The organism is Streptomyces sp. NBC_00457 (assembly GCF_036014015.1).
Taxonomy (GTDB): domain Bacteria; phylum Actinomycetota; class Actinomycetes; order Streptomycetales; family Streptomycetaceae; genus Streptomyces.
Genome location: NZ_CP107905.1, coordinates 2,384,819 through 2,403,924 on the forward strand (window position 1 = coordinate 2,384,819; position 19,106 = coordinate 2,403,924).

The 19,106-nt window shown below is 67.5% G+C and carries 21 protein-coding genes; 12 read left to right on the forward strand and 9 right to left on the reverse strand.

Annotation, left to right across the window (positions count from 1 at the left end; all coding sequences use genetic code 11):
• Nucleotides 1-42 precede the first annotated feature (42 nt).
• The 4 genes from OG828_RS10905 to OG828_RS10920 all read right to left on the reverse strand — a co-directional run bounded on the left by OG828_RS10905 (nt 43) and on the right by OG828_RS10920 (nt 3,485).
• On the reverse strand, nt 43-285 hold the full coding sequence (locus OG828_RS10905; protein WP_328353196.1) for a hypothetical protein: 243 nt from the start codon (nt 283-285) through the stop codon (nt 43-45).
• 26 nt (nt 286-311) lie between these two features.
• On the reverse strand, nt 312-2,048 hold the full coding sequence (locus OG828_RS10910; protein WP_328500979.1) for a pyruvate dehydrogenase: 1,737 nt from the start codon (nt 2,046-2,048) through the stop codon (nt 312-314).
• An 86-nt stretch (nt 2,049-2,134) separates the two neighbouring features.
• Nucleotides 2,135-2,473, reverse strand: a complete 339-nt coding sequence (locus OG828_RS10915; protein ID WP_328500980.1) for a GNAT family N-acetyltransferase — start codon at nt 2,471-2,473, stop codon at nt 2,135-2,137.
• A gap of 22 nt (nt 2,474-2,495) precedes the next feature.
• On the reverse strand, nt 2,496-3,485 hold the full coding sequence (locus tag OG828_RS10920; RefSeq protein WP_328500981.1) for a pirin family protein: 990 nt from the start codon (nt 3,483-3,485) through the stop codon (nt 2,496-2,498).
• Nucleotides 3,486-3,606: 121 nt separating this feature from the next.
• On the opposite strand from OG828_RS10920, the gene OG828_RS10925 reads away from it, so the two are divergent.
• Nucleotides 3,607-4,095, forward strand: coding sequence for a carboxymuconolactone decarboxylase family protein (locus OG828_RS10925; protein WP_328437685.1), 489 nt, complete (start codon nt 3,607-3,609; stop codon nt 4,093-4,095).
• A gap of 318 nt (nt 4,096-4,413) precedes the next feature.
• Here OG828_RS10925 and OG828_RS10930 read toward each other — a convergent pair whose 3' ends face one another.
• Together OG828_RS10930 and OG828_RS10935 are read right to left on the reverse strand one after the other, a co-directional pair.
• Entirely contained in the window at nt 4,414-4,824 is a 411-nt protein-coding gene (locus tag OG828_RS10930; protein ID WP_328500982.1) for a (4Fe-4S)-binding protein, read from the reverse strand.
• Between the two features lie 38 nt (nt 4,825-4,862).
• Nucleotides 4,863-5,171, reverse strand: a complete 309-nt coding sequence (locus OG828_RS10935) for a GNAT family N-acetyltransferase (protein ID WP_328353214.1) — start codon at nt 5,169-5,171, stop codon at nt 4,863-4,865.
• Between the two features lie 166 nt (nt 5,172-5,337).
• Here OG828_RS10935 and OG828_RS10940 point away from each other — a divergent pair, with 166 nt between their 5' ends.
• Nucleotides 5,338-5,805: a MarR family winged helix-turn-helix transcriptional regulator gene (locus tag OG828_RS10940; protein WP_328353217.1), complete on the forward strand. Its 468-nt coding sequence runs from the start codon at nt 5,338-5,340 to the stop codon at nt 5,803-5,805.
• A 241-nt stretch (nt 5,806-6,046) separates the two neighbouring features.
• On the opposite strand, the gene OG828_RS10945 is transcribed toward OG828_RS10940, so the two are convergent.
• Nucleotides 6,047-6,493, reverse strand: a complete 447-nt coding sequence (locus OG828_RS10945) for a nuclear transport factor 2 family protein (protein WP_328353220.1) — start codon at nt 6,491-6,493, stop codon at nt 6,047-6,049.
• Between the two features lie 536 nt (nt 6,494-7,029).
• On the opposite strand from OG828_RS10945, the gene OG828_RS10950 reads away from it, so the two are divergent.
• The 5 genes from OG828_RS10950 to OG828_RS10970 all read left to right on the forward strand — a co-directional run bounded on the left by OG828_RS10950 (nt 7,030) and on the right by OG828_RS10970 (nt 11,448).
• Complete coding sequence (locus tag OG828_RS10950; protein ID WP_328504841.1) at nt 7,030-8,100, forward strand: LLM class flavin-dependent oxidoreductase; 1,071 nt, start codon at nt 7,030-7,032, stop codon at nt 8,098-8,100.
• Nucleotides 8,097-8,774: an NADPH-dependent F420 reductase gene (locus OG828_RS10955; RefSeq protein ID WP_328500983.1), complete on the forward strand. Its 678-nt coding sequence runs from the start codon at nt 8,097-8,099 to the stop codon at nt 8,772-8,774. Before OG828_RS10950 ends, OG828_RS10955 begins: the two co-directional genes overlap by 4 nt.
• A gap of 24 nt (nt 8,775-8,798) precedes the next feature.
• Complete coding sequence (locus OG828_RS10960; protein WP_328500984.1) at nt 8,799-9,230, forward strand: hypothetical protein; 432 nt, start codon at nt 8,799-8,801, stop codon at nt 9,228-9,230.
• A gap of 21 nt (nt 9,231-9,251) precedes the next feature.
• Complete coding sequence (locus tag OG828_RS10965; RefSeq protein WP_328500985.1) at nt 9,252-10,541, forward strand: glutaminase; 1,290 nt, start codon at nt 9,252-9,254, stop codon at nt 10,539-10,541.
• 64 nt (nt 10,542-10,605) lie between these two features.
• Entirely contained in the window at nt 10,606-11,448 is an 843-nt protein-coding gene (locus tag OG828_RS10970; protein ID WP_328500986.1) for an alpha/beta fold hydrolase, read from the forward strand.
• A gap of 441 nt (nt 11,449-11,889) precedes the next feature.
• On the opposite strand, the gene OG828_RS10975 is transcribed toward OG828_RS10970, so the two are convergent.
• Entirely contained in the window at nt 11,890-12,642 is a 753-nt protein-coding gene (locus OG828_RS10975) for an SDR family NAD(P)-dependent oxidoreductase (RefSeq protein WP_328353237.1), read from the reverse strand.
• A gap of 144 nt (nt 12,643-12,786) precedes the next feature.
• Here OG828_RS10975 and OG828_RS10980 point away from each other — a divergent pair, with 144 nt between their 5' ends.
• Nucleotides 12,787-13,794, forward strand: a complete 1,008-nt coding sequence (locus tag OG828_RS10980) for an AraC family transcriptional regulator (protein ID WP_328500987.1) — start codon at nt 12,787-12,789, stop codon at nt 13,792-13,794.
• Nucleotides 13,795-13,861: 67 nt separating this feature from the next.
• Here OG828_RS10980 and OG828_RS10985 read toward each other — a convergent pair whose 3' ends face one another.
• Nucleotides 13,862-14,632, reverse strand: coding sequence for a FadR/GntR family transcriptional regulator (locus tag OG828_RS10985; RefSeq protein ID WP_328353243.1), 771 nt, complete (start codon nt 14,630-14,632; stop codon nt 13,862-13,864).
• Between the two features lie 144 nt (nt 14,633-14,776).
• On the opposite strand from OG828_RS10985, the gene OG828_RS10990 reads away from it, so the two are divergent.
• From OG828_RS10990 to OG828_RS11005, 4 genes are read left to right on the forward strand one after another with little or no spacing between them, the layout of a single operon-like run.
• A complete protein-coding gene (locus OG828_RS10990; protein WP_328500988.1) occupies nt 14,777-16,042 on the forward strand; it encodes an ABC transporter substrate-binding protein in 1,266 nt (421 codons plus the stop codon).
• 31 nt (nt 16,043-16,073) lie between these two features.
• Nucleotides 16,074-17,033 carry a carbohydrate ABC transporter permease gene (locus OG828_RS10995; RefSeq protein WP_328500989.1) on the forward strand — a complete coding sequence of 320 codons (960 nt, stop codon included), beginning with the start codon at nt 16,074-16,076 and terminating at the stop codon, nt 17,031-17,033.
• The gene (locus OG828_RS11000) at nt 17,033-17,860 is read left to right on the forward strand and encodes a carbohydrate ABC transporter permease (protein ID WP_328500990.1); all 828 of its coding nucleotides are present in this window, start codon (nt 17,033-17,035) and stop codon (nt 17,858-17,860) included. The genes OG828_RS10995 and OG828_RS11000 overlap by 1 nt, the downstream gene beginning before the upstream one ends.
• 1 nt (nt 17,861) lies before the next feature.
• Nucleotides 17,862-19,097: a mandelate racemase/muconate lactonizing enzyme family protein gene (locus tag OG828_RS11005; protein ID WP_328500991.1), complete on the forward strand. Its 1,236-nt coding sequence runs from the start codon at nt 17,862-17,864 to the stop codon at nt 19,095-19,097.
• Nucleotides 19,098-19,106: the final 9 nt, after the last annotated feature.

The following is a 19,106-nucleotide window of genomic DNA, read 5'->3' on the forward strand; positions in this document are numbered from 1 at the left end:
CGAGCATCGTACAGACGGGTGAGAACCGGGCCGCCCGAGGCGCTACTCCGGTGACTGCCGGCCGATCCCAAGATCGCTTGCGGCGTCGAAGCCGACGCGCTCGTGCGGTGGAGCGGCTGGGCGGGCGATGTCGGCTCCCAGGTCGAAAGCGGCAGCGGCGATCGCATCGGCCATGTCCGCCTCCTGGTGCTGTCGCTTCGCTCGTTCGTGATGTGCGCTCAGCAGATCAGCGATTCTCCGGATCGGACCGTGCCGGAGATCAGCGGCCGGCGTTTCCTCGCTCATGAATGGTGATTCCCTTCCGGACATCTTCAGAGGCGGGGAACGTTTCGCAGGTTGGCGCGGGCCAGGTCGAGCATCTTGCCGACGCCGCCGTCGAGCACTGTCCGGCCGGCGGCGAAGGCGAATCCCTTGACCTGGGCGGCCGAGATGTGCGGCGGGATCGACAGCGCGTTGGGGTCGGTCACCAGGTCGACCAGGAACGGCCCGTCGTGGGCGAGCGCCTGCTTGAGTCCGTCGACGACGTCCCCGGGGCGCTCGATGCGGATCGCCTCGATGCCCGCGCCGCGGGCGATCGCCGCGTAGTCCACCGGCCCATGGTCGGTCTCGTGCTCGGGCAGTCCCTCGACCAGCATCTCCAACTTCACCATCCCGAGGGAGGAGTTGTTGAAGACGATCGTCTTCACCGGCAGCTCGTGCAGCTTCACCGTGAGCAACTCGCCCATCAGCATGCCCAGCCCACCGTCGCCGGACATCGAGATCACCTGGCGGCCGGGGTAGGCGAACTGCGCGCCGATGGCGTGCGGCAGCGCGTTGGCCATCGTGCCGTGCAGGAACGAGCCGATCACCCGGCGCCGCCCATTGGGGGTCAGATAACGCGCCGCCCACACGTTGGACATGCCGGTGTCCACGGTGAACACCGCGTCGTCGGCGGCGAGATCGTCCAGAACCGAGGCCGCGTACTCGGGGTGGATCGGCGTGTGCCGCTCGACGTCGTGGGTGTAGGCCGAGACCTTCTCCAGCGACCTGGCATGCTTGTGCAGCATCCGGTCCAGAAAGGCACGATCCGCCTTCGCCCCGACCAGCGGCAGCACGGCCCGCAGTGTTTCCCGGACATCGCCGTGGACCCCGAGTTCCAGCACAGTACGACGGCCGAGGCGGCCCGCATCGTGGTCGATCTGTACGGTCCGCGCCTGCGGCAGGAAGTCGTTGTACGGGAAATCGGTGCCGAGCAGGACGACCAGGTCGGCCTCGTGCATCGCGTCGAAGCAGGCGCCGTAGCCCAGCAGACCGCTCATGCCCACGTCGTACGGGTTGTCGAACTGGATCCACTCCTTGCCCCGCAGGGAGTGCCCGATGGGGGCGGCGGTCTTCTGGGCGAGCGCCATGACCTCGGCGTGCGCGTCCCGCACCCCCGCACCGCAGAACAGCATCACCTTCCGTGCCGCGTTCACCTTCTCGGCCAGCGCCCGAACCTGTGTGTCCGGCGCGACGACCCGGCCGCGTTCGGTGACCAGATCGCTGCTTCCCGTCGGGTGAGTCGCCTCGGCGTGCGCGACATCGCCCGGTATCACCAGGACCGACACCGCGCTGTTGCCCAGAGCCCGCTGCATGGCGATCCGCAGAACCCGGGGCATCTGCCCGGGGGTGCCGATCATCTCGCAGTAGTCGCTGCAGTCGGTGAACAGCCTTTCCGGGTGCGTCTCCTGGAAGAATCCGGTGCCGATCTGGTGGGACGGGATGTGCGAGGCGAGTGCCAGCACGGGCGCACCGGAGCGGTGCGCGTCGTACAGCCCCTGGATCAGATGGGTGTTTCCGGGGCCACAGCTTCCGGCACACACCGCGAGCCTGCCGGTCAGCTGCGCCTCCGCCGCCGCGGCGAAGGCGGCGGCCTCCTCGTTCCGTACATGCACCCACTCGATGCCGTCGGTACGGCGCACCGCGTCGACCACCGAGTTCAGGCTGTCACCCACCACGCCGTAGATCCGCTCCACGCCTGCCTGGCGCAGAACGTCCACCATCTGCTGGGCCACGGTCAGATTCCGCATCGCCGGACTTCTCCCCTCAGGCTGCATGCCTGTCCCGTAAGACTCTCGACAGTCTCAATATAGTTGACGCATCTACTTTAGAAGCATCAGTCGAGCTGCGCCTTCAGCCACCGCAGAACATCAGGAGTGACCGGGTCAGTGATGTCCGCGAACTCGTCGTGCCGCTTGAGGAACTTGGCGACGTAGGGGCAGACCGGGACGATCCGCATTCCGGACGCGCGCACGTCGGCGAGTGCCTGCTGGACCAGTTGTGGGCCCAGCCCCTGGCCGGCGAAGGTCTTGTCGATCTCCGTGTGGAAGAAGACACGCTGCACGCCCAGGTCACGGTAGGCGGTCAGACCGGCACGTCGGCCGTCGACCAGGATCTCGTACCGTCGATCGGCGTCCGCGCGCTCGACGACCGTGGTGGTGGAGGACTCGCTCATCGTGTGCCTTTCGTAAGGGAGTTCAGCGGGTCGGTGGGTTGCGGCGCGGTGTGATGACGGCGTTCGGCAGAGCCGGGGCGGGAAGGCGGCCCCTGGGAGAGTCCTGGATGACGCCGAAGCGTTCGGAGGACGCTTCCCAGTCCTCGCGGGCCTTCACGATGTCCTCGTGGCTGCGACCGATGAAGTTCCACCACATGACGATCTCCTCCCCGAAGGGCGGTCCTCCGAGGAGAATGGCCCGCGCCGGGGCGTCGGTCTCATTCACCATCGTCAGGGTGTCCGCACCTCGCGGGACGTAGCCGAGTTCGGCGGGCCGCAGCACCGTGTCGATCAGGCGGATGTCCCCGCTGTCCACGAGGAGGCCGTGCTCGAAGGCCGCGTCCACGGCGAGAGAGAGCGCCGCGTGGGGTTCGATGACGATCTCGGCGCCGAGCAGCGGCGTGAACGCCCGGACCGGGGAGGTCCGGCCGGCGAGCGAGCCCAGAAAGACCCTGATCTCGGCCCCGTCGGTCTGCGCGAGTTCGGGCACGTGGTGCTGGAAGTCCCGAGCGGTGTCGCGGTGTTCCTCGGGCAGCGCGACCCACAGCTGGACGCCGTGGATGACCGTGGTGTCCGGCGTGGAGATTTCCGAGTGGGCGATGCCGTATCCGCCGGTCATGAGGTTCATCTCACCGGGCCGGACCAGGGAGTGGGTACCCAGGGTGTCGCGATGCTCGACCTCTCCGCTGAACAGCCAGGTCACCGTCTGGAGTCCGGTGTGCGGATGCGGGGGCATGTCCATGCCACCCAACTCGGCGACCTGGTGCGGGCCGTAATGGTCGGCGAAGCACCAGGCACCGATGAGGGTGCGCGCCCGCTGGGGCAGCGTCCGCCGCACGCGCATCGCACGCGGACCGCCGAGGGGGACTTCACGCGCCGACAGGACGTCGACCCGGGGGGCTCCGGCCGGCCGGTCGCCTTCGACGAGCGCACCGCAGCGTAGAGCCTCGGTATCGCCTTCCGGGTTGCTCACCGAGAGCACCTTCTCAACAGTCTAGTTGTTACGTCAACTATGATGCCACGGAGGCAGACCGATGGCCACAACACCCGCACGGACGCGGGCCACTGAGAGCGTGGCCCGAAGGAGGCCCGACGTGAGCGACCAGACCCACAGCACCCCACCCCGCAGAATCTTCATCGACAAACAGAGCCCCAAGGCCTTCCATGCCCTGGTACAGGTCTCGGAGGCGGTCCGGGCGACAGCCTCCGAGGCCGGGCTCGACCGCATCACCGTGGAACTGATCAACCTCCGCGTGTCGCAACTCAACGGCTGCGCCTACTGCCTCGACGCGCACACCAGGGCGGCCCTGCGCACCGGTGAATCACCGCAGAGACTCGGAGTCCTGAGCGCCTGGCGGGACACTGACCTGTTCTCCCCCTCGGAACGCGCCGCCCTGGCACTGGCCGAGTCCACAACCGATCCGGCGAACGCCACGACCCAGGCATCCGCCTATGAGGACGCCCGCCAGGTTCTCTCCGAGGACCAGATCTCAGCCGCGATCTGGGTGGCGGTCACCATCAACGCGTTCAACCGCGTGTCGATCATGAGCAAGCACCCCGTACCGACACGCCAGGAGAAGTAGAGGCGATGGGCCGGGCCGACCGATGAGGATCGCACGCCGCCGGCGCAGATGCCGAGGACACCGATTCGCTGCGGCTTCGAGGTCGCGGGCGGCGAGGCGGGACGCACAGTTCGCACCGATCCGCTCCTTCGCGCTGCTGGCGGGCGTGGAGACGTGCACTCGCAGCCCTGGCGGCGGAGCACGACCTCAGGCCGGCGAGGATCACCCCGCAGGACCGCACCGAGTTGCAGTGCATCCTTCAGGCGTTGCTCTCACCCACCGACCGCGCGGAGCCTGACTGCGCGGCCGGGCCGCATACGAGAAGCGGACACGGGCGCGTCACCGACCGCAGGGCCCCGCGTGGTCGCAGTACGGCTGGAGGCGGCTCTGCCCGCAGCCGCACAGCGTGACCCTGGTCTCGGCGCGCGCACCTTGCGGCGTGTCCACACTCAACTCCCCGCGCACCGTCAGCTGCCCGGTGGTACCACGGGAGATCGTGGTGGGCCGGTCGGGAGCCTCCGTCCCGCCCTCCACGAGTTCGTACTGGAGCGCGCCCGAGGGACAGCGCCGCACGACCTCCGCCAGGCGCTCGGCCGTAGTCCTGTCCGGCTGGATCCACGGCCGCTTCGTCGGGTCGAACACCTCGGGCAGGCCGTGGACGCATTCGGCGGCGTGGAGGCAGCGCCTGGCCTCGAAGGTCACCGTGATCGACTCCGCCTGGTATGACTTCCGCTCGGATTCGCCGCTCATGCCCGCCTCCACTACCGCCTACCGCCGCGCTCGGGTTCTCAGTCACTGACCTTGCTGCGGGACTGGTACAGCAGGTCCTGGTACTCGGGGTGCCGGCTGATCCAGCCCGCGAAGAAGGGGCAGGTGGCCAGAACCCGCAGGTGCGCGGCGCGTGCCTCGTCAAGGGCTGTACGGACCAGCGCGGACCCGACTCCCCGGCCCTCGTACTCCGCCTCGACCTCGGTGTGCACGAACGCCACGAGTTCCGTCGTACGGATGTATTCCGCGACGCCCGCCACCTTGGACTCTCCATCGACACGAGCCTCGTAGCGCTTCGCCTCGGGCACGTCGCTCACTTCGACCGTCATGTGTCCTCCTTGTGGGCCTGATCCCGCTCAACTCGGCAGAATCCCGTCAGCCAGGACTTAAGCCTAACCCCGCAAGGTTGACGCATCAACTTATCTCTCGACGAGGGCGTCCGCTCGCCGCCACCGCCGGTAGATGAGCTGTCAACGATTTCGTTAGACTGCCTTCATGGACGCTCAGCCGCGCTGGCTCGACCCGGAACAGAAGGTCGCCTGGGACAACTTCATCCGCATGCAGGAGACGCTCATCGGGCGACTGTCCCGACGCATCCAGGCCGACTCCGGAATGTCAGCAGCCGACTACCTGGTGCTCGTCAGCCTCACCGAAAGAGGCAACGGGCGGATGCGCTTCCTGGATCTGGCCAAACTCGTGGAGTGGGAGAAGAGCCGGATGTCCCACCAGGTCACGCGGATGGCGAAGCGCGGGCTCGTGGCCAAGGAGGAGTGCCCCGACGACGGACGGGGAGCGTTCATCGTCGCCACCCCGGCCGGCTACAAGGCGATCGAGGAGGCCGCACCCCCGCACGTCGAGCACGTCCGCCGCCTCTTCATCGACGCCCTGACCCCGAACCAGCTCGCCACACTCGGCCGGATCTCCAAGCGCGTCCTGGACCACATGGAGAAGCAGCCGGACTGACCGGGCGAGGGGGCGCGACTGGGGTTTCCCTGAGGGCGCGGGGCCAGCTGAGTTTTCACGTGGAACCCTAAGACGGCATGGTTGATCTGTCAACCTCCGAGGTCAGGACGCAAGTAGCCGTACGTCGCCCGTACTTGGCGGCGGCAAGGCCGACGTCGGGCGGCACTGCCGGGTCCAGATCACCAACGGTCGGCCGGCATGCCCAGACACTTCCCCCCAGACGCCACCGGGATCGTTGCCGTCACTGACCCGGAAGACCGCGCACCGCTCCGCCGGCCGGCCCGGAGCCATGACGACCGGGCCGGCTCAGCCGGGGAGGCGGGTGAACTCGTTGCGAAGGTGGCTGATGAGCCCCTGAGCGTCGACCGTGGCGTATTCCACCCCGGCGACGGTGATGAGGCTGCCGTCCGTCTTGCGTGCCGCGCACCCACTCGGCCCTGAGGGTGCCGTCATCAAGGACCGCGGTGTTCCAGAAGTGCTTCATCTCGGCATGGGCGGCGAAACGGGCACGGTAGAAGGCAGGGATGGCCTCACTGCCGTGCGCCGGCTCCGGGCCGATCTCGACGGTCGCGTCCGCCGCGAAGAGCGCCAACGCTTCGTCCAGAGCCGCTTCGTCATGGACCGCCAGGTCGGACAGCCCCATGTAACGGTCCAGCGCGGTGGAGGTCGTGGTCATGATGGTCGTCACGCTCTTCTCGTCATGTTGAGGTGTTCCTCGGTACGGAAACCGCGGAGGCCCGGAGCGGCTCCCCCATCGAGCCCGCATACAGGTAGGGGTGCCGGCGCCCGCGGCGAATCCCGCGCCCCGGACCACGACATACCGGCGAAGGCGCGGAATTTCTCGTACGGCGCTTCTCACCGCTCCGCCAACACCCCCGCCTACACGCCCAGTTCATCGGCGCCGACTGCCCGGACCCGCAGAGATTCCGGTGCCCCGTGAGTGAGCCCGTGCCGCGCCGCCGCCTCGGTGGAGTCAACGGCGCGCCGCACTGACCCGACCCGCGACGTGCGGCCGCACCCACCGTGACACGACCTAGTTGACATGTAAACCACAGCGGTGCCATGGTTTACATGTCAACTAGATCGGCGGAGGCGGTGTGGGCGCGGGACCTGGCCGGCGGGGAACTCGCGCAGGTCGCTCGGGATGGGACGTCCCGCCGGGTCGTCACGAACCACGCACCGCCACACCCCGACACAACGAAAGCGTTGAGCGACGTGAACACGATGGATGTTTCGCAAATCGAGTTCGGCATCGACAGCTTCGGAGACCGGCCCCGAAACGACCAGGGCGTGATCGTCTCGCACGCGCAGGCGATCCGCGCCGCGGTGGCCGAAGCGGTCCTTGCCGACCAGGTCGGTATCGACGTTGTTGCGTTGGGCGAGCACCATCGGCCCGAGTACGCGATCTCGAGCCCTGAGACAGTACTGGCGGGCATCGCGACGGCCACGGAGCGCATCCGGCTCGCCTCGGGGGTGACAGTGCTGTCCTCGGACGATCCGGTGCGAGTGTTCCAGCGGTTCGCCACGGTCGACGCGCTCTCCAACGGCCGCGCCGAGGTGATCCTCGGACGCGGTTCCTTCACCGAGTCGTTCCCCCTGTTCGGATACGACCTGAAGGACTACGAGGTGTTGTTCGAGGAGAAGATCGACCTTTTCCATCGGCTCCTGGACGAGAAGCCGGTCACCTGGGAAGGCACCACGCGTGCCGCTCTGCAGAATGCGGACGTATACCCGAAGACGGATTCGGGACGCCTCAACACCTGGGTAGGGGTGGGCGGGACACCGCAGTCCGTGCTCCGCACCGCCCAGTACGGCTTCGGGCTGATGCTCGCCATCATCGGCGGCGCCCCCGACCGGTTCGCTCCCTACGTGGATCTGTACCGGCGTGCCAGCGACGAGTTCGGTACGACCGCGCAGCCGGTCGGCACGCATTCGCCCGGCTTCGTCGCCTCCACCGACGAAGAGGCCAAGGAGCTCTTCCACCCTGGGTACAAGGAGATCCGCGACCGGATCGGGGCACAGCGCGGCTGGCCGCCGCTCCGCCGGGAAGAATTCGACGCCGAGGTGGACCGGGGATCGCTGTATGTCGGCTCGGTCGAGACGGTCGCGACCAAGATCGCCCATGCCATCCGGGTACTGGACGCGGGCCGGTTCGACATGATCTACTCCGCCGCCGGCACCGTGTCAGCCTCCGCACGTCTACGTTCGGTCGAGTTGTACGGCACCCAGGTCATCCCTCGGGTCCGCGAGCTTCTGGCCGACCAGCCCGCCGCCACGGCGGGAGCGACACGATGACCAACCCCGTCACCACGATCGGGATCCTGGGAGCCGGGAAAGTCGGCACCGTCCTGGCGCGCCTCGCGGTCGCCGCCGGCTATCGAGTCCTGCTCTCCGGGTCCGGTGACCCCTCCAAGATCGCGCTTACCGCCAGAATCCTCACCCCCGGAGCGACCGCCGTATGGCCGGCCCAGGCCGCGGATGCCGCCGACCTGGTGGTCCTGGCTCTCCCGCTCGGCAAGCACCGCGACCTCCCCGTCCCGAAGCTGGAGGGAAAGCTGGTCATCGACGCGATGAACCACTGGTGGGAGGTCGACGGTCCCCGCGCGGCGATCCTCCCGCCCGACACCTCATCGAGCGAAGTCGTCCAGCGGTTCCTGCCGGGCGCACGTGTCGTGAAAGCCCTCAACCACATGGGCTACCACGACCTCGAAGACGAGGCTCGTCCAGCCGGCGACCTCGGACGCAAGGCCATCGCGATCGCCGGTGACTCGCCCGAGGATCTCGCCATCGTGTCCGCGCTGATCGACACCCTCGGATTCGACCCCCTCACCATCGGCGACCTCGCGGCGGGCATCCGGCTCGAACCCGGAACCCCCGCCTTCGGAGCCAATGTCGACGCCGACCAGCTTCGCACTCTTACCGCCGCCCCTGCTCCGCAAGACTCTCTGAGCACTGTGGCCACGTCGTGACGCTCTCTGCAGAAGGACAGCCACATGACTCAAGGATCGACTGACAACACCGGTGCATCCATGACGGTCGAGCTCGATCTCGCCGGCCCGATCAGCTCCTGCACAGTTTTTCGTGCCGACGGAACACCCGTCGGCACGACCGACTTCGTCGCCATATCCGGCACAAGCGAAGAACGAATATTCTTCCATACCGAGGTGTGCCAGGATTTCGGTGAACGTGCTCTGGTTGCGTTGCTCGTGAGCACGGCACTCACAGACAGCATTCGCGAAAGCGTTGCCGTCGTGCCGTTGTGCCCGATGTTCGCTCGCCACCTGCGAGTGAACGGCGACGAATTCATAGCGAATGGTGGCGTGTTCCGCCAGCCGACACCTGACGACATAGGGGTGATCACGCGCGCAACGCTCGGCGAAGCGCGAGGTCATGTCTCTGGTCGCATCGACGATGTGACGCCGTGAAGCCCCGTGCATGGAGGACGAATGCGGCCCATCATTCCCGACTATCTGGACGAGGTACTGAGAGATGTGGAACCGGATACGTCCGGAGAGCCGGCGGGATACATCCCTGAGCTGGCGGCAGCGGACCCGGAGCGCCTCGGTGCGGCCTTTGCCATGATTGACGGAGAGGTCTATGGCGCCGGTGACATCGATATCGAATTCACCATCCAATCGATCTCCAAGCCGTTCATATACGCGTTGGCCCTGGCTGATCGCGGATTCGACCCTGTGCTCGCCAAAGTCGGTGTCGAGCCGTCCGGAGAGGCGTTCAACGAGATCTCCCTCGAAAGCGATACCGGGCGCCCTCTCAATCCCATGATCAACGCCGGCGCGATCACCGTGCACTCACTGGCCGGCGCGGAGGACCTGAATCCGGCGGAGCGCGTGGAACGCGTGCTGCATGGCCTTTCGGCGTTCGCCGGTCGTCGACTGAAGATGGATGAGGCGGTATGTGCGTCAGAGATGGAGAATGCGCACCGCAACCTCGCCATTGCCCACATGCTCCGCAGTCACAACGTCCTCACCAAGGACCCGAGGACCGTCGTGGACGGCTACACCCGCCAGTGTTCCGTGCTCGTCACCACGCGCGATCTGGCCATGATGGCCGCGACGTTGGCCAACCGTGGGGTGAACCCTCTCTCGGGTGAGCAGGTGGTGCCGGAACCGGTGGTGCGTCAGGTGCTGAGCGTCATGTTCAGCTGTGGAATGTACGACGCTGCCGGCGACTGGGCGACCCAGGTCGGTATTCCGGCAAAGAGCGGGGTGGCCGGGGGCCTGATCGGCGCGCTGCCCGGGCAGATCGGCATGGCCACGTTCTCACCACGACTGGATGGTCACGGGAACAGCGTTCGCGGGGTGTCGCTGTTCGAGCGATTCTCTTCGGACATGGGTCTGCATGTGATGCAGGTTCCCGCCGCCTCGCGTGCCGTCGTGCGGTCCAACCATGTCGTCGGCAGCGGACCGGACGCGCTCCGAGTCCTGCGACTGCAAGGTGTCATCGGCTTCGCCGGAGCCGAGAGAGTTGTCCAGAAAGCCATGGGCATCTCACCTTCGGATGCCAGGGTGGCTTTGGACCTGACAAGGGTCTTTTCGATCGACGACGTGGCACGACGCGTGCTGCTGGAGGTCGTACGCCGGCTGACGCTGAATGGTCACGAGGTCTACCTGGTCGACCCGGAATCGATCATGCCCGATCCCGATCCCGGCGATGGTGGCCGAGTCGCAGTCGTGGACAACGTGGATCAAGCTGTATTTCCGACCCGCCTCCGATAGCGCAAAGTTCTCACACACAGAAATGGGCCGGTGTTCGTTTCGTCGGCCGGAAGGGAAAGCAATCATGGGTTACATCACCGTCGGCACGGAGAACAGTACGCCGATCGAGCTCTACTACGAGGATCAGGGTTCTGGGCAGCCGGTCGTCCTGATCCACGGCTACCCCCTGAACGGGCACAGCTGGGAACGCCAGACGCGCGAGCTGCTGGCCCAGGGCTACCGGGTCATCACCTATGACCGTCGGGGCTTCGGCCAGTCGTCGAAGGTGAACTCCGGTTACGACTACGACACCTTCGCCGCCGACCTGAACACGGTCCTTGAAACCCTCAACCTGCAGGATGTCGTCCTCGTCGGCTTCTCGATGGGCACCGGGGAACTCGCCCGCTACGTGAGCCGCTACGGTCATGAGCGTGTCGCGAAGCTCGCCTTCCTCGCCTCGCTCGAGCCGTTTCTCGCCGCCCGCGACGACAACCCCGACGGGGTGCCGCAGGAGGTCTTCGACGGCATCTACGCGACCGCGAAGGCGGATCGGTACGCCTGGTACACGCAGTTCTTCGCGGGCTTCTACAACCTCGACGAGAACCTCGGCACGCGTATCAGCGAGGAGGCCGTGACCGCTAGCTGGAACGTCGCGATCCGCAGCGCTCCGGTGGCCGCTTACGCTGTGGTATCGGCCTGGATCGAGGACTTCCGCGCCGACGTCGAGGCGGTCCGCGCGAGCGGCAAGCCCGCACTGATCCTGCACGGAACAAAGGACAACATCCTCCCGATCGACGCCACTGGGCGCCGATTCCACAAGGCGCTCCCCGACGCCGACTACGTCGAGGTCGAAGGAGCGCCGCACGGCCTGCTCTGGACCCACGCCGACGAGGTCAACACCGCACTCCGCGACTTCCTCGCGAAGTGACGGTGGATGACGTGCGTCTCCCCTGACGGCTTCCCATCGAGGAGGGGGGTATATGACGCCGAGCCGGCACTGAGGCTGCGGCGCCATATACGCTCCTCGAACGCGGGAGGGATACGGGCAAGAGCGAGAAACCGCGTGGCGTGCAGACGGTGCTCCCCGCGATCGGTCCAAGACTCCGTCACCCTCTGTTGGAACGCGGCAGCTGGGGTACCTTCGCCACCAGCGAAGCGGTCTCACGCACCAAGACCGCGGTCATCGTCAATAGCGTCATCAGCAGCCGCGGTGGCGTCGCCGCATCAGTGAACTAGGCACGAGGCTCACGGTCTGACCGGCCTGGCGGCCCCAAACAGACGCGTCAACCAGCCTCGGTTTCCCGGGCGTTCAGTAGCAGCGGCACAGAGCCTGGAACGCTTCAGCTGGCGCCCGCCGCATCGCGCCTGCTCAGATCTGGTTCGTGCCACCGTCGACGTAGATGTTCGCGCCGACGACGTAGCTGCTCTGTTCCGAGGCCAGGAAGGCCACGACTGCGGCGGCCTCCTCGGGCTGCCCCATGCGGCCCTTGGGCACGGTCGCGGCGACGTTCTCCTTGACGGCCCGGGCGGTCTCCTCGTCGCCGAAGGCGGCGGTGCCCCCGGGAGTCTCGATCCATGCAGGCGAGACCACGTTGACCCGGATGCCACGGGACTTGAGCTCGTTGGTCCACGTCCGCGCGAAGGACCGGACGGCCGCCTTCGACGCCGCGTACGCGCCGAACGCCTCCACTCCACGGTCGCCGGCCGTCGAACCGACCAGGACGACCGAGGCTCCTTCATTGAGCAGCGGCAACGCCTTCTGCACGGTGAACAGCGTGCCTCGGACGTTGACCGCGAAGGTCTGGTCGAAGTGCTCCTCGGTGGTCTGTTCCAGCGTCACGAACGCACCGATCGCCGCGTTCGCCACGAGCACGTCCAAACCCTTGCCTCGCGCCCGGACCGCCTCGTAGAGCCGGTCCAGGTCCTCCGGCTTCGAGATGTCGCCGACGACCGCGGTGGCCCGGTCCGCTCCGATGGTCTTGACGGCGGCCTCCAGTTCGGACTCGCGCCGGCCGGTGACGAACACGTACGCGCCCTCGTCCGCCAGCCGTACGGCGGTGGCCAGACCGATACCGGTGCTGCCCCCGGTGACCACCGACGTCTTGCCTTCCAGCTGTCCCATTGCGGGTGTCTCCATCACTCTCTCGATGCCGATCCGTTCGACATCGATACTGCGGGAGGCCGGGGATACTATCCATAATGCAGAGTCCGGCGTTCTTTACGTATCGTCCAGGAGGTGTCGTCGGTGCTCGGATTTCGGGATCCAGTGGCTGACGCGATCGGCCTGCTCCGGCCCCGCACGGTGATCGGGCCCAACCTCCGGGCCGCTGGAGAGTGGGCGTTGCGCTTCGACACGTTCTTGCACGTGCGGATCGGGGGCCTCGTACGCGGCACGTGCTGGTTGATCCTCGAAGGGCACGAGCCGGTGCTGCTGCGGGAGGGTGACACCTTCATGCTGGGCAACCCGCCGCCTTATGTGCTGGCCAGCACGCTCGACGCAAGCCCGCGCCCCGCGGAGCCGGTGTGGGCGGGTGCCGAAGACGGGTTCGTGCGGATCGGCCCGGAGTCCGAAGAGGACCTCTACCTCTGCGTCGGGCACATCGCGTTCGACGACAGCAACGCGGCCCTCCTGACCGATCTTCTGCCGCCGCTCGTGATCGTCCGCGTCGGCGATCCTCATGGCGGGCGGCTCGCGCAGCTGATCGATCTCCTGGCCACCGAGGTCGGGGTCAGCGCCGCGGGCGGCCCGCTGGTGCAGAACCACCTCGCACAGATCCTGCTCGTGCACATGCTGCGTGCTCACGCCGGTCAGACAGACCGGCCCACCGGCTGGCTGGGCGCCCTGAACGAGGACGGCATCGGTGCCGCCCTGCGCGCCGTGCACGCGGACGTGGCCCACTCCTGGAGCCTCAAGGAGCTCGCCGAGATCAGCCACATGTCGCGTTCCGCGTTCGCCCAGGCCTTCAAGAGCCATGTCGGGGTCCCGCCGTTGGAGTACCTGATCCAATGGCGCATGAGCCTCGCGCGCGACGCCCTCACCCGCGACACCATGTCGATCTCCGAGCTCGCACGGGCCACGGGCTACCTGTCCGAGAGCGCGTTCAGCACCGCGTTCCGCCGCGTGGTCGGATCGTCGCCCGCACAGTTCCGGAACCAGGCACGGCAGCCATCGCGCTCGGCCGCGAACGGAAGCACCACTACCAGCGACGCGGACACGCGTCATGAACGCGACTGGAGTACCAGCGGCGCCGCGGTGGGTGTCGACGGGACGTAACCGGCGGTCCTCCGACGGCAGTTGAGTCGAGCGCCGCCGTCAACTGTCTCGCCGGCGCGGCCGCCCGCTAGCGGTCCAGCCGCACCGGGTCCCCCGGTGCGCTGCGGCGGACGAGCCAGGCTTCGGTGATGTGGGTGAACATCGCCTCGGCCGCACCGCTCGGGTCGTGGGCGGCGATGCGCTCGTACACGCGGCGATGGCCGCGGTTGGACGCGACGCACATGGCGCGCTCGGGCCGGCCCATGTACCGCGCGGTGTTGACGACCTGGCTCTCCAGCGCGCGTATCACCCCACGGGCGATGCGGTTTCCCGACGCCTGCATGATGACGTCGTGGAAGGCGCGGTCGTGCTCCGCGTACGTGACGTGGTCGTCCACGAGTTCGTCCATCCGGTCCACCAGCGTGCGCAGCCGATCGACGACGTCCTGAGTGGCCAGCCGGGCGGCGACGTGCGCCATGTCGGACTCCAGCAGCCGCCGTGTGACCACGAGGTCGTCGAGGAGCTGCAGACTCTCGTCCTGGTCGATGCTCGCCGCCAGGACGTGCTCGTCGAGCATGTTCCACGTCGCCGGGGCGGTCACCGTGGTGCCGGCACCCTGGCGGACCTGCACCAGTCCCTTCTCCTGAAGGATCTTCACGGCTTCCCGGATGACGGTCCGGCTCACCGCGAAGGCCTCGCAGAGAGCGGGCTCGGGCGGCAGCGGCGTCCCCGGCGGGTGCTCCCCGCGAACGATGCGCCCCACCAGCTCGGCTGTGACCGCCTTCGCGAGGTTGGTCGGCCGTCGTGCCCAGGCGGGAGGCGCCGAACTGCTCTCAGCTGCTGGCTGCGTTGCCGTCATGGTTCCTCCGGTGGTCCCGCGACCACGCGGGCGACTCAAGGCGCCATCATACGCGACAGCCATTGACGTCATACGTCATACGAGTTACGTTTCCGGGTCATCGGCGGGCGGAGAGTCCCCGCAAGGCAACGGAGAGTGATCGGCATGAAGCGGCGAGCACTGTGGGCGGCCGTCCTGGTCGCGGCGATGACGCTGTCCGGCTGCGGCAGCGCGGGATCCGGCTCCTCTTCCGACAACGCGGACGACAAGCTCGTGGTCTGGGACTGGAAGTCCGGCGAGGAGTCGGCCGCCTCCTACATCAAGCAGGCGAAAGCCGACTTCGCCGAGAAGCACCCCGATGTGAAGGTGGAGTTCGTCGCCCAGCCGTTCGACCAGTACTACACGTTGCTGGGCACGGCCATCCAGTCCGGCAAGGGCCCCGACGTCATGCTCTTCAACGGCGGTGGTGAGATACGCGACCGTACGGACGCCCTCCTGCCCCTGGACGACTACGTGGCCAAGGACAGGAAACGGCTGGCGGGTTGGGAAGCCTTCACCGCGCAGGGCAAGGTCTATGCCGCGCCGGTGACGTTGCAGGGGCATCCGGTCTACTACAACAAGGCCCTCTACAAGGACGCCGGTCTCGACCCCGAACACCCGGCGACGACGTGGCAGGAGTTCCTCGACGACTGCGAGGCCATCGCCGAGAAGACCAAGGCCAGTTGTCTCTCCCTCGGAAACAAGGAGGGCATCGGCATCCAGTTCTTCCTCTCGGCACTGGGGTCGGGCGTCCTCACTCCGCAGGAGTACGACGACTGGATCGCCGGGAACCGGGACTGGAACTCACCCCATGTGCGACAGATCTTCGAGCTCTGGAAGGAGGCCGAGGACGCCGGCCTGAACAACGACGGGGCCAACTCGACCGCGCTGTTCAACGACGCCTTCGCCCGCTTCCAGTCCGGTGAGGCCGCCCACATCGTGGGGCTGATGTCGGACGTGGGCCACTGGAAGGACTTCAGCGAGTTCCTGGACCCGGACGACATCGGCGTGATGCAGGCCCCGCTCGTCAACTCCGAAGCCGTTCCCGCCCTTCCGTACGACGGCGGTATCGGCTACGGGGTCGCCGAGTGGACGAAGAAGCCGAAACTGGCCGCGGACCTGGTGCGCTCCCTGACGTCGAAGGACGCTCTCAAGGCGTTCTACACCGACGCCGGCGCGGTCGTGTCCGACACCACCCTTGACGTGTCGGGCGGCGGCCAGGCCCTCACCACGATCGTGTCGGAGATCGAAACCGGCAAGCCCGCACTCCACGTCGCGCTGTCCTCGAAGACGCTGGATCTGATGGGGAGGCTGTCCCAGCAGATCCTGAGCGGATCGACCAGCGTCGACGACGCCTTGCAGAAGCTGGCCGACTCCGACCAGAAGGGCTGAACCGGTGCCGCTCCGAGGTTCGCCCTCGTCGGTGCGCCCGGCCGATACCGGGCGGACCGACGAGACACAGGCCGGGCAGCGCACGCGCCGTACGGCACCCGGGGTGCATGCCCCGCGGCGCATCAGTGGGCAGCGTGCCGAACGCCTCGCTCCCTACGTCCTGCTGGCCCCGGCCATCGTGATCGTCGTGGCGTTCCGCCTGGTCCCGCTGCTCATGGGCGTCAACTTCTCCTTCACCGGCGACGGCGAGCGCGACGGGACCACGGTCGGCCTGGACAACTACGCGGAACTGTTCGGGGACTCGCTCTTTCGCACAGCTCTGGAGAACGTCGGGCTGCTCGTGCTGCTGCTTCCAGTGGCGGTGGCGATTCCGGGCCTGCTCGCGACGTTCATCTATCTGCGCGTGCCCGGGCACCGGATCTACCGCAGCGTCTACTTCTTTCCGGCCGTGCTCTCTCCGGTGATCGTCGGCGCGATCTTCAACCTGCTGCTGGCCTTCGACGGCCCGCTCAACGCGGCTCTCGGGAACACCGGCATCGACCCCGTCGACTGGCTCGGCGATCCGGACATCGCCATGTTCACGGTGGTCGGCGTTCACGTCTGGGCGACGTTCGGGATGGCCCTGGTGGTCTTCCTCGCCGGGTTCTCCACCCTGGACGCCACACTCCTCGACGCCGCCCGGGTCGACGGCGCGTCGCTGCCCCAGGTCATCTGGCACGTGATCGTCCCGGGTCTGTCCCGCACCCTTCAGTTCGTCTTCGTCACCACCATGATCGGGATGCTGACGTCCATGTTCGGCCTGCTCTATGTGATGACCAGCGGCGGCCCGGAGGGGGCCACCTATCTGCCCGAGTACTACATCTGGGTCCAGCAGGGGGAGATGAACCGGCCGGCGCTCGCCTCGGCCGCCTCGACGGTTCTCTTTCTCCTGATGCTCGTGGTGGGGCTCGCGCAGATCGCGCTGCTCCGCCGCGCGGGGAGGGAGCACTGATGCGCCGCGTGCGCCTGCGTGTGTGGGTGGTCGCCGTCCCGATGGCCGCCCTGGCAGTGGCGACGATCTACCCTCTGGTGTTCACCGCCAATGTCGCCATGAAGACCCGGCACGAGTACATCCTCGACCGGTTCTCTCTGACGAGTTCCCTGTCCTGGGACAACATCGCCACGGCATGGACGAGTGTCGGCCTGGGGCGGTACTTCGCCAACTCCGTCATCGTGGTGGCGTCCGCGGTGGCCCTCCTTCTGCTGATCGGCTCGATGGCCGGGTTCGCGCTGAGCCACCTGCGGTTCCGGGGCTCACGGGCCCTGTTCCTGTGCTTTCTCGCGGCGCTGTTCATCCCGTTCCAGGTGATCATGGTCCCGCTTGCGCGGGTCATGGCGGACAGCGGTCTGATGGACACGTACCCCGGGCTGATCCTCGCCTACGTCGCGCAGTTCCTGCCGTTCACGATCTTCCTGATGACGAGCTACTACTCCGGGATCCCGGGCGAGATCATGGACGCGGCCAGGATCGACGGGAACACGACGTACGGCGTCTACCGGCGGATCATGCTGCCGATCGGCCGCCCGGCCCTGCTGTCGGTCGGCATCCTCAACGCCCTCTTCTGCTGGAACGACGTGCTCATCTCCCTGCTGATGATGCCGTCCTCGGAACACCGCACCCTCATGGTCGGAGTCACGTCACTGCGCGGTCAGTACTCCGACGACATCCCCACCTTCGCCTCCGGGGTGCTGATCGCCGCACTGCCGGTCCTCGTGCTCTACCTCTTCTTCCAGCGCCAGATCGCCGACGGGATCACCGCCGGTGCCACGAAGGGCTGACATGCGGATAACCGGATTTCGCACCCTCACGACCGTCCAGGAATGGGGCCGGCCCATCGGTGACGCCAACGGCGTCCACGCCGACGGGGTCACGCCGGTGCCGATCATCCTGGTGGACACCGACGCGGGGATCACCGGCGTCGGACTGGGACCTCACATAGAAGTGGACGCCGTCTTCTCCGCCATCGACGGCGAGGACCCGCGGTGCGTGACCGCGCTCTACGACCGCATGCTGCGGCACACCTTCAAGGCCGGCCACGCCGGAGCCCTCTTCGGGACCATCGGCGCCCTCGACACCGCCCTGTGGGACATCAAGGCGAAGGCGGCGGGCGAACCGCTGTGGCGCCTTCTGGGGGGAGGCGACCGGAGGGTCCCCGCCTACGCATCGGCCCTGGACATCGTCCTGAGCGACGACGAACTGGCCCACGTCTACCAGACCTACGCCGAGCACGGCCTGCGGGCGGCCAAGCTCAAGGGCGGCCTGGACGTCGAGCGGGACCGCGACCGGCTGACCCTCGTACGGGAGGTCCTGACCGAGGCCGGACGAGGGGCGCGGCCGGCCCTGATGCTTGACGCGAACGAGACCTGGACCCGCAAGCAGGCGGTCCGTCACGTCTGCGAACTGGAACGCACGCTCGACCTCACCTGGGTCGAGGAACCCGTCCGGCGCTGGGACGCCGAAGGAATGGCTGCCGTAGGACGGGGAATCCGGGCTTCGGTCGCCAGCGGGGAGAACCTCAGCGGCCTCGAGCAGTACCGGCCGCTGCTGGCCCGGGGCGCGGTCGACATCGTCCAGTCGGCGGCGGTCTGGGGCGTGACCCACTTTCTTCGGGTCGCCGCCCTGGCTCACGCCCACGACCTGCCCGTCAGCCCGATCGGCGACACTCCCGTGGCGCTCCTGCACGCCGCGACGTCCGTGCCCAACCTCATCGCCGCCGAGCTGCAGAACCTCCAGCCGCCCCTCGGCCTCTCCCTCGACCTGCACGTCGAGGACGGTGCCTTCGTCCTCGGTCACTCGCCGGGCCTGGGCATCGAGGTCGACGAGGAAGCGATGACGGCGTCAGGGCGACAGCACACCGCCGCACCCGGAGGTCCCGGCATCCGGCCCGATCACGCAGGACGACGACTGCTCACAGCAGCCGATCACCGCGCCGACAGGCAGCAGCACGACCCCGGTCCTCCCCAGTTCCTCGTACCGCATCCCGTCAACGAAGTGCCGCACACCGCTGGACCCTGACCGGCCCGG